6 protein-coding genes and 5 pseudogenes are annotated in these 9,140 nt (G+C 68.7%); 5 read left to right on the top strand and 6 right to left on the bottom strand.

What is annotated here, in order from left to right; genetic code table 11:
- Window positions 1–583, top strand: a pseudogene (locus AB0I98_RS49165) (NAD-dependent DNA ligase LigA); the annotation flags it as partial.
- Between the two features lie 291 nt (window positions 584–874).
- On the opposite strand, the gene AB0I98_RS49160 reads toward AB0I98_RS49165, so the two are convergent.
- The 3 genes and pseudogenes from AB0I98_RS49160 to AB0I98_RS49150 form a co-directional block, all read right to left on the bottom strand.
- The gene (locus AB0I98_RS49160; RefSeq protein ID WP_362952941.1) at window positions 875–1,801 is read right to left on the bottom strand and encodes a helix-turn-helix transcriptional regulator; all 927 of its coding nucleotides are present in this window, start codon (window positions 1,799–1,801) and stop codon (window positions 875–877) included.
- Between the two features lie 82 nt (window positions 1,802–1,883).
- Entirely contained in the window at window positions 1,884–2,840 is a 957-nt protein-coding gene (locus tag AB0I98_RS49155) for an aldo/keto reductase (RefSeq protein WP_362952943.1), read from the bottom strand.
- Between the two features lie 142 nt (window positions 2,841–2,982).
- Window positions 2,983–4,006 (bottom strand): annotated as a pseudogene (locus AB0I98_RS49150) (zinc-dependent alcohol dehydrogenase family protein).
- Window positions 4,007–4,172: 166 nt separating this feature from the next.
- Between AB0I98_RS49150 and AB0I98_RS49145 the strand changes: the two are divergent.
- Window positions 4,173–5,066, top strand: a complete 894-nt coding sequence (locus AB0I98_RS49145; RefSeq protein ID WP_362952939.1) for a helix-turn-helix transcriptional regulator — start codon at window positions 4,173–4,175, stop codon at window positions 5,064–5,066.
- 313 nt (window positions 5,067–5,379) lie between these two features.
- Window positions 5,380–6,220 (top strand): annotated as a pseudogene (locus AB0I98_RS49140) (hypothetical protein).
- A 16-nt stretch (window positions 6,221–6,236) separates the two neighbouring features.
- Here the strand turns inward: AB0I98_RS49140 and AB0I98_RS49135 are convergent.
- A complete protein-coding gene (locus AB0I98_RS49135; protein ID WP_362952937.1) occupies window positions 6,237–6,773 on the bottom strand; it encodes a hypothetical protein in 537 nt (178 codons plus the stop codon).
- A gap of 70 nt (window positions 6,774–6,843) precedes the next feature.
- Here AB0I98_RS49135 and AB0I98_RS49130 point away from each other — a divergent pair.
- Both AB0I98_RS49130 and AB0I98_RS49125 read left to right on the top strand, forming a co-directional pair.
- Window positions 6,844–7,032: pseudogene (locus tag AB0I98_RS49130) on the top strand (IS1380 family transposase); the annotation flags it as partial.
- A 193-nt stretch (window positions 7,033–7,225) separates the two neighbouring features.
- Entirely contained in the window at window positions 7,226–8,056 is an 831-nt protein-coding gene (locus AB0I98_RS49125; protein ID WP_362952935.1) for a tetratricopeptide repeat protein, read from the top strand.
- Window positions 8,057–8,312: 256 nt separating this feature from the next.
- Here AB0I98_RS49125 and AB0I98_RS49120 read toward each other — a convergent pair whose 3' ends face one another.
- Window positions 8,313–8,615, bottom strand: a complete 303-nt coding sequence (locus tag AB0I98_RS49120; protein ID WP_362952945.1) for a hypothetical protein — start codon at window positions 8,613–8,615, stop codon at window positions 8,313–8,315.
- A gap of 280 nt (window positions 8,616–8,895) precedes the next feature.
- Window positions 8,896–9,036, bottom strand: a pseudogene (locus AB0I98_RS49115) (hypothetical protein); the annotation flags it as partial.
- Between the last annotated feature and the right edge of the window lie 104 nt (window positions 9,037–9,140).

The following is a 9,140-nucleotide window of genomic DNA, read 5'->3' as shown; positions in this document are numbered from 1 at the left end:
AACACGGCCGCCGGCCCGCAGCACACCCCGAAACTCACGACCCGCCGGAGGACGTCTCGCACGCGATCGGCACCATCGAGGGCCTGCCCGACGAACTCGCCGAGCCGGTCACCGTGGAAGTCCAGGGCGAAGTCCTGATGACCACCGCCCAGTTCGAGCACGGCAACGCCGTGCGCACGGCGCACGGCGGGCAGCCGTTCGCCAATCCGCGAGGCGCCGCAGCGGGCACCCTGCGCGCCAAGGAGCGCGCCTACACCGTGCCGATGACGTTCTTCGGCTACGGCCTGCTCCCCCTCGCCGACACCGGGCCGGAGCTTTCCGTCCGGCTGTCCGGGCTCGCGCACAGCGACCTCATGGCGAAGGCCGGCGCACTCGGGGTCAACACCACCGTCACGACCCCCGTGCCCGGCACCACCGCCGACACCGTCCAGCCGGTGCTGGGGTGCAGGAGATCGCCGCCCTGCGAGCGGAGCTGCCGTTCGGGATCGACGGGATCGTCATCAAGGCCGACCTGGCCGCCGACCAGCAGGCAGCCGGATCAGGCACGCGCGCCCCGCGCTGGGCGATCGCCTACAAGCTGCCCGTTAGCCGCCACTTCGCGTGCGCCAGGTTTCCGACTTGAGTCTCTCGTCCTCCCTGGTCACGCTACTTTGAGACTGAGGCAGTCAGCAACAGGGCTGTTGTTGCCTGCCTGAGCCTTGGAAGCCATGTTATGGACAGGGTTTGCTGCTGTTCGTTGTCCACCTCGGGCACGAGCGCCGTGGGGTTCTGCAAGCCCTCCTCCACGACGTGCGCCTCGGCCAGCCGGGGGCTGCTGCGGCGACCATCGGGAACATGTCCGCGGCGGCCCGGTGGGAGTCTTCGCCGATCAGTCTCAACGACTCTCGTATCGGGTGGGCTCTGTGGCCGACGGTTGTCTGGCTGCCCAACTGGCGAGGAGCTCGAGCCGGGCTTCGGACGAAGTGCCGGGCTCGGCGGTATAGACAGTCAGGTGGTACACAGCACGGTCGGACAGGGGCAGGTCCATGGATCGGTACACCAACTCCAGGCGGCCGACGTCGGGATGGTGCAGCCGCTTGATGCCGTAGTGGCGGATGCGGACGTGGTGGGCGGCCCACTGGATGCGGAACTGGGTGCTGAGCGCGAACAGTTCACCGATGAGTTCGCGCAGGGCCCGGTCGCGGCGTTCGCGCCCGGCTTCGGCGCGCATCAGCGCGACGGTGGTCACGGCGGCGGCCTCCCAGTCGACGAATAAGTCTGCTGAGCTCGGATCGAGGAAGAGGTAGCGGGCAATGTTCGGCCGACCGCATCGATTGCTGGTGTCGCTGTCGAACATCGGCGCGTGCAGAGCACGGAACAGCGCGTTCTGGGCGATGACGTCCATGCGGCCGTTGCGTACGAAGGCCGACGACTTCGTCATGGAGTCGAGCATCCACTGGACGGAGGGCGGCATCTCGACATCCCTGCGGAGGCGAGCTGCACGCCGGGCGGGACCGGCTGCTTGGGCCAGGTCGAACAGGTACCTGCGCTCGTCCTCATCCAGTTGCAGGGCCCGGGCGACCGCTTCCAGGACGGGGACGGACGCCCGCATGCGCCCCTGCTCGACCCGCGTGTAGTAGTCGGTGCTGATGGACGCAAGCTGCGCAACCTCCTCGCGCCGCAGCCCAGGCACCCGTCGTGGTCCGCTGATCGGCAGTCCGACCTGCTCCGGGGTGATCCTGGCACGCCGTCCGACGAGGAAGTCCCGGATGTCGGTCCGGTGGTCGGCCTGGTGGTCAGGGCTGAGGTCCCAGCGATCCACACCATGGTCGGATTGCCGCCCGGAAGAGCTCGGCGATGCGACAGCGGGGCGGTCCGGGGTGTCGGTCGGCCCGAGGCCTGCTTCACCAGGCATACGCCTGCGGGGCTTCCCCTGGGCCCGGCCAGATACAGTCGAGGCGTTCCATGACCTGGTCGTCGAGTTGTACGGAGAGTGCGCCGAGGTTGGACCGCAGTTGCTCGCTCGTCGTCGCTCCGGTGACCGTGGTGGAGACGGCGGGGTTGCGCAGCACCCAGGCCAGCGCCACGTGCGCCGGTTTGGCGCCCAGCTCCTGGCACAGATCTTCGTACGCTTCGAGCTGGTCGCGGTGTGCTTCGGCGCGTTGCCCGGTCGCGGAAGCGAGGATGCCGGTGAGCAGTCCGACGTGCAGCGGGCTATAGGGGATCAGTCCGATGCCGAGGTGGCACAGTGCGGGTATGAGCTCGCGTTCCACGGCTCGTACGGCGAGGTTGTACAGGCTCTGTTCGGAGGCCAGGCCCATGAAGTGCCGTGCGGTGGCGGCCGACTGAGCGAGGGCCACGTCCCAGCCGGCGAAGTTGCTGCTGCCGACGTAACTGACCTTGCCCTCGCGTACCAGCTGTTCCATCGCCTGCCAGATTTCCTCCCAGGGCGTCGCCCGGTCGATGTGGTGCATCTGGTAGAGGTCGATGTGGTCCGTCCGGAGTCGCCGCAGGCTCGCCTCGCACGCGCGCCGGATGTGGTAGGCGGACAGCCGGCGGTCGTTCGGGCCCAGTCCCATCGGCTGGCCCACCTTCGTGGCCAGGACGATGTCGTCGCGGCGCCCGCTGCGCCTCAGCCACCGGCCGATGATCTCCTCGGAAACGCCGTACCCCTTGGCCATGTCCGCCGACTGCGGGCCGCCGTAGACGTCGGCGGTGTCGAAGAGGTTGATGCCCGCCTCGACGGCGGTGTCCATGACCGCGAAACTGGTCGATTCGTCCACGGTGTAGCCGAAGTCCATCGTCCCGAGGCCGATCCGGCTGACCAGCAGACCGGAGCGGCCCAAGTGGCCGTATCTCATCTCGTCGCTCATGCGCCTGCCTTCCTTTTGCTAGGGATGCCCCCGGTCCGCGGTTCGGACGAGCAAGGGATGCGGCACCAGGACGGCCGGGTCGTCGCAGGTCGTTGCCGGGGCGGCGCATGCTCTGGGGTGTGGTGACTGGTCAGGGCTTGAGTAGGACCTTGACGGCGCGGCGTTCGTCCATCGCCCGGTAGGCGTCGACGGCCCGATCGAGGGGGACGGTGAGGTCGAAGACCTTGCCCGGGTCGATCTGCCCGGTTCAGATCAGGTCGATCAGCTGCGGCAGGTACTGGCGGACCGGGGCCGGGCCGCCGTGCAGGTGCACGTGGGAGAAGAACAGCTCCTGGCCGTCGAGGGTGACGTCGTGGGAGACACCTACGTAGCCGACATGGCCGCCGGGACGGGTGGAGCGCATCGCCTGGAGCATCGACTCCTGGGTGCCGACCGCCTCGATGACGGAGTCGGCGCCGTAGCCGTCGGTCATCTCCTTGATCTTCTCGACGCCCTCGTCGCCGCGCTCGGTGACGATGTCGGTGGCGCCGAACTCCCGGGCCAGCTTCTGGCGGGAGGTGTGCCGGCTCATGGCGATGACCCGCTCCGCGCCGAGTTGCCGGGCGGCCAGCACGCCGAGCAGACCGACCGCGCCGTCACCGACCACAGCGACGGTCTTGCCGGATCCGGCCTGGGCGGCGACGGCGGCGAACCAGCCGGTGCCGAGCACGTCGGAGGCGGTCAGCAGGCTCGGGATCAGGTCCTCGTCGGGTGTGCCCGGGGTGGCGACGAGGGTGCCGTCGGCGAGCGGGACGCGCAGCCGCTCCGCCTGGGCGCCCATCTCGTTCATCCACTCGCGCTGGACGCACGAAGTCTGGTAGCCAGGCGCGGCAGTTGGCGCAGGTGTTGTCCGAGGTGGAAAAGCCGCCGACCACGAACTGGCCGGGCTTGACGGTGGTGACGGCGCTGCCGACCTCCTCCACCACGCCCACGTACTCATGGCCGATCGGGGAGCGTGCCTCGAAGGGCTCGGCTCCGCGGTACGGCCACAGGTCCGAGCCGCACACACAGGCCGCCGCCACCCGGATGACCGCGTCGGTCGGCTTGAGGATTTTCGGGTCCTCGCGCTCCTGCACCCGGAAGTCACCGGGGGCGTGCATCACGACACCGCGCATGGAGGTTGCTCCTTGCATACGAGGGACCGGCTGGGTCGGACGGCCGGGCGGGGCTGGATGCCACGGCATCCAGGTAACCGGTGTTCCGGGCGGTCAACCAGTTGCTGTTGAACCATGTACTGGCAGTACATCCCTACGGCCGCGCGGACGTCGTACGGTCAGGGGTGTGGACAACCGTGATGAAGTCCGCGAGTTCCTCACCTCGCGGAGAGCCAAGATCACTCCGGAGCAGGCCGGACTGCCGGCCGGCACCCGGCGCCGTGTGCCCGGACTGCGCCGCAGCGAGGTCGCCACGCTGGCCGACGTCAGCGTCGACTACTACGGCAAGCTGGAACGCGGCAACCTGGCCGGTGTCTCCCCCGCGGTGCTCGAAGCGGTCGCCCGCGCGCTCCAGTTGGACGAGGTCGAACGGGCTCATCTGCTCCACCTGGCCCAGGCGCAAGAAGGCTCCGACACACTGGCCCGCCCCCGGTCACGTTCCAGCCGGCAGCCGGCCCTGCCCAAGAGCCTGCAGTGGGCCCTGGACGCCGTCACCGCCGGGCCCGCGTTGGTGACGAACGGCCGCCTGGACCTGCTCGCCGCCAACCAGCTCGCCCGCGCCTTCCTCGCCGACATCTACGACAGCGACACGCAGCCGCCGAACATGGCCCGTTTCCAGTTCCTCGACCCGGCGGCCCGCCGCTTCTACCCGGACTGGGAACTCATCGCCGACATGACCGTGGACGTGCTGCGCACCGAGGCCGGCCGCAACCCGCACGACAAGGACCTCCACGACCTGGTGGGCGAGCTGTCCACCCGCAGTGACGCCTTCCGCACCCGCTGGGGCTCCCACAACGTGCGCCGTCACGGCATCGGTGTCAAACGCTTCCACCACCCGGTCGTCGGCGAGCTCACCCTGGCCTGGCACGGCTCGGCCGTGGACGACGAACCCGACCTCACCCTCCTCATCTACACCGCCGAACCCGGCTCACCCTCCGAAGAGGCCCTGCGCCTGCTGGCCTCGTGGACGGCTTCCCAGGAAGATGCTGCCCCTGCTGACCGCCTTCAGCGAGGTAGCTGATCTCGCCGGAGGCGTTGGTCAGGCGGTGGAGGGCGGCGCCTGCTGCTGTGCCTGTCACGACGTCCATCACGGCCGCCCGTTCCGGGGCGGAGAGATGACGGCAGGCATCGACCAACAGCAGCGCCACCGACGCCTAAAGCAAGCAGGCGGTTGCCCGGCCGGGTTGGCATAGCGCAGCCGGCTGACCGCATCTGAGGATCGGGGCGGCAGGGCCGGGCCGACTTGCACGTCAGCGTCAGGTTTTAACGTGGCGGCTGTTCGTGCTCCGCAGCTCACCGCGGATATCGTTCCCTAGATCAAAAGGAGATGCACGATGTCCGAGCACCGCAGAGTCCTGTTTGTGACCGACCTCGCCTACCAGGCCCGGGGGCGACGCTACTGCGACGAGGACATCTTCCTGACCTCCCGACTGCGCGACGGCTTCGACATCGCCCTGTGCCACCCGCTGGATGCCGCCGCGCTGATGGACGCCTTCGATGTGGTCGTGGTCCGCAACAGCGGGCCCGTGCTGCACTACCAGAAGGAGTACGACGCCTTCCAGGAGCAGGCCTTGGCCCGTGGCATCCGCGTCTACAACCCGCTGTCCGGCCGGGGCGACATGGCCGGCAAGCAGTATCTGCTGGACCTGACCGCCGCCGGATACCCGGTCATCCCCCACCATCGACCGGCCCGAGGACCTGCACTTGCTGCCCGAGGCCGGCCAGTACGCGGTCAAGCCGAAAGCGGGCGCGGACTCCATCGGCCTGACCTTCGTGCCGCGAGAGCAGCTGAGCGACCTGACCTACGGCGACATCCTGGTCCAGCCGCGCATCGACTTCCGCTACGAGGTGTCCTTCTACTACGTCGACGACACCTTCCAGTACGCCCTTCACACCCCTGATCCCGAGCGGCGCTGGGTCCTTGAGCCCTACGAGCCCATCGACACCACCGACCTGGCCTTCGCCCGGCGCTTCATCGACTGGAACACCCTCGACCACGGCATCCAGCGCGTGGACGCCTGCCGCACCCGGGAAGGCGAGCTGCTCCTCGTCGAGCTGGAGGACCTCAACCCGTACCTGTCCCTGGACCTGGTCTCCGACCGGACCCGTGACTCCTTCGTGGCGAGCATGACGGCATCCCTCCACCGGTTCCTGGACGCTCAGCCCCGCACCTGAGGCGGCATATGAGCCCTCAAGAGCGATCGCGGCCCTGGGGCAGGCATGCCCCGAGGGTGATCGCCGCCCAGGTGATCAAGCATTCCGAGTGCTGGACGAGCCGCTCGTAGTCCCCCGCCCCGCTCGACCACGGCGACCACGCGGCCACAGCGCGCTGCCGGATCGGATTCGAACGCATGAGGTCCTGCTCGATCGCCCACAGATAGAACTGGTTGACCGTCAAGACCTCCCGGTCCCACGTGCTGTCCTCCACCTGCGGCCCGTACTCATCGCGCCGACGCCACCACTCGAAGGCCGCGCGATCATCGACCGTGGTTCCACGCCAGCTGTGCTCACCGCGGGCGAACCACAGAAAGTCGAGGAAGGTACGCAGGTCACGGGCGTGAGCAGCCTGCGTGTTCCATGGCGAGGACCCCAACCACACCGAGAAGTACCGGTTCGGCTCGACGTCGTACTCGCCCGTCGGACTGCTCAGAAAAGGCTGGCCCTCCGGCACGCCCAACTCGTCCAACCGCTGGCCGAGTCCGGCGAATAGGGCACTGAACTCCCGCATGAGCTTTGTCGCCTCGCGTGGCCACACCTGGTCCCGGCGAGTGAAGTGCACTCGCCATCCCGTGATCGAGCCGATGCTCGCTCTGACCGGCGAGGCCCGACGCTGGGAACCCCAGAAGCTCCGCCTGCGGCTGTTCTCCGCCGCCCAGTTGGTCACCACCGGCCGCCGCCGCTGGCTCCGCCTGCCCTCACGATGGCCGTGGACCGCCGTCATCAGCCACTCGATCGTCAGGCTCCACGCCCTGCCAAACCCCGGCTGACCAGACACTTCGCCGTCCCGACAACCTGCACTACAGCACCGGAGACGTGGAAGCCGGCGCCCACCCGACGCGAAAGCCGGGCTCTCAGCCTGCGCCGACCCCGAAAAGATCGAGGCTAAAGGACGCAAGGGCTGCCGACCATCTCCTTGCCTCTTCGCCGAGCAGCCTGCGCAGCATCCGTATGCTCCCGGTCATGAGATTTTTCCGGCCGCGTGGCCGAAGCGACGCCCAACGAATGTCGGGAACGCCTGTGGCTGAGGCCAAAGCCCTTTACGAAGCCGGGCGTTACGCCGAGGCAGCGGCCGAAGCCCGCGCCGTGGCCCGATCGCGGCCACGCGACGACGAGTACGCAGCTGTGGCGCTGAACATCGCCGCGCTCGCGACGGGCGCCCAAGGCCGCCACTCCGAGGCACTCGCCACCTACGACGAAGCGCTGCCTTCCTTCAGCAGGATATTTGGGGCCGATCACTGGCTGACCCTGAAGCTGCGCTCGGACCGAGCCCAGCAGATGATCTCGCTCGGTCAGCACGCCGAGTGCGAGGCAGAATGCGCGGTCGTCGCCGAGGCCGCGGGCCGCGGTACCGGCCCGGAAATGTCACTCCTGGCAGCGGCCGCCCGCAATGGGCTGGTCTTCGCCCTCAATACGCAAAGGCGCCATCAGGAGGCCGAAGCACTCGCCCGCGAGGCCCTGGCCGCCCATCGCGCACGTGACCGGATGTCCCTCGTCCTGCGACTCGGCCTGGCTCGCAGCCTCAACGGCCAAGCCCGCCACGAAGACGCCCTCACCGAGGCGCAGCGCGCCGGCAAGCTGTACCGCGCTCTGCCCGAATACCAGCGCCATCCAGATACGGGCGCCGTCGAACTGGCCTTTGCTACGGCCCTGTTGGGGTTGCGCCGCGCTCCCGATGCCCGTCGCCAGGCTGCAGCCGCTCACGATGCCTGCCTGGTCTCATTCGGCCCGGACCACCACCGCACCGTCGAAGCCCGAACGCTGCTCGAGCACATCGACGGCACTCGACCGTAAGTGCAGCGCCCCCGCTCGGGGCGAGCCGCAGGCGTGAGCTGGGCAGTTCATCCAGCACTTCCCTGTCACCGTGCCGGCGTCGGCCACCACCCTGCGGACGAGTCGGCGCCTCCGGCACCACCCGCTGGAACAACTCCCACAGCTCAAAGGCTCTCGTGCTTCAGTCAATTCTCACTGGAATTGATCACGCTGAAGTCCTTTGGGTGAATCCCGGACTTACATCGAAACGACATTCACGGAAAGTGAACGGTCACTTCTACCCCCGTTGTTGCCGTTGCCGCGATGGAGCGCCAGGCACGTTCCCCTCACCGCGTTCCTCTCCGCGTCCCTGGTAGACGTGGCCGTGCGGGCAGACGAGGTAGTTGTAGGCGATGTCTCCGTTGAACTCGCCGCCGCTCTTGTGGTCCCAATAGACCTTGGCGACTGCCTCGCGGCAGTCCTCCTCCGTCCGGAATTCGCTGGTGCTGCCGGCGCCGAGGTGGTGCAGGAACACGCCCATGTGCCCGGACCACGGGTCGTTCAGGTTGGCCTCGGGAGGAGCGGAGGCGTGTGCTCGCACGTGCTCGGGGGCGTACTGCCCCAGGTGTCGCGCTCGTTGATGGTGAAGGCCACGGTTCCTCGTTCCGGTCAGCAGGCGTAGTGCGGGTCGTGGATGTAGTCCGCGTCGTCGGTGAACCAGCGGTGCCCGCCCAGCCGCCGTCGAGGAATCTCTCGTAGCCCAAGGACAGGTCGCCGTAGTAGCTGCCCGCCTCGATGCAGAACGACGACTGGTTCGTACTGGGGTTCACGTCCCGGCGCAGGGCGACCTCGCTGAAGAGGCCGGGGAAACCGTTGTTCCAGACGGAGGTGGCGCGGTCGTTGAAGTTGCCGCAGTCGTTTCCCCACCACTCGTCGTCGCGATCCCACCGGCACCTGTCCCCCTGGAAGTTGGGGAGGTCGTACGCGTAGAGGTAGCCGTCGGCGCCGTCGGCCGCGGCCAGTGCGCTGAGGTCGGCGCCGGGCCGTACCGGGGTCGGGGCGCCGGGCGCGGCGCCGGCCGCCGGGGCGGACGGTCCCGCGGCCGAGGCCGCCCTGGCGGGGGCCG

This window comes from Streptomyces sp. NPDC050211, assembly GCF_040656035.1.
In the GTDB taxonomy this organism is placed as follows: domain Bacteria; phylum Actinomycetota; class Actinomycetes; order Streptomycetales; family Streptomycetaceae; genus Streptomyces.
Note: the sequence above shows the minus strand (reverse complement) of the source record. Positions and strands in the feature narration are given on the sequence as shown.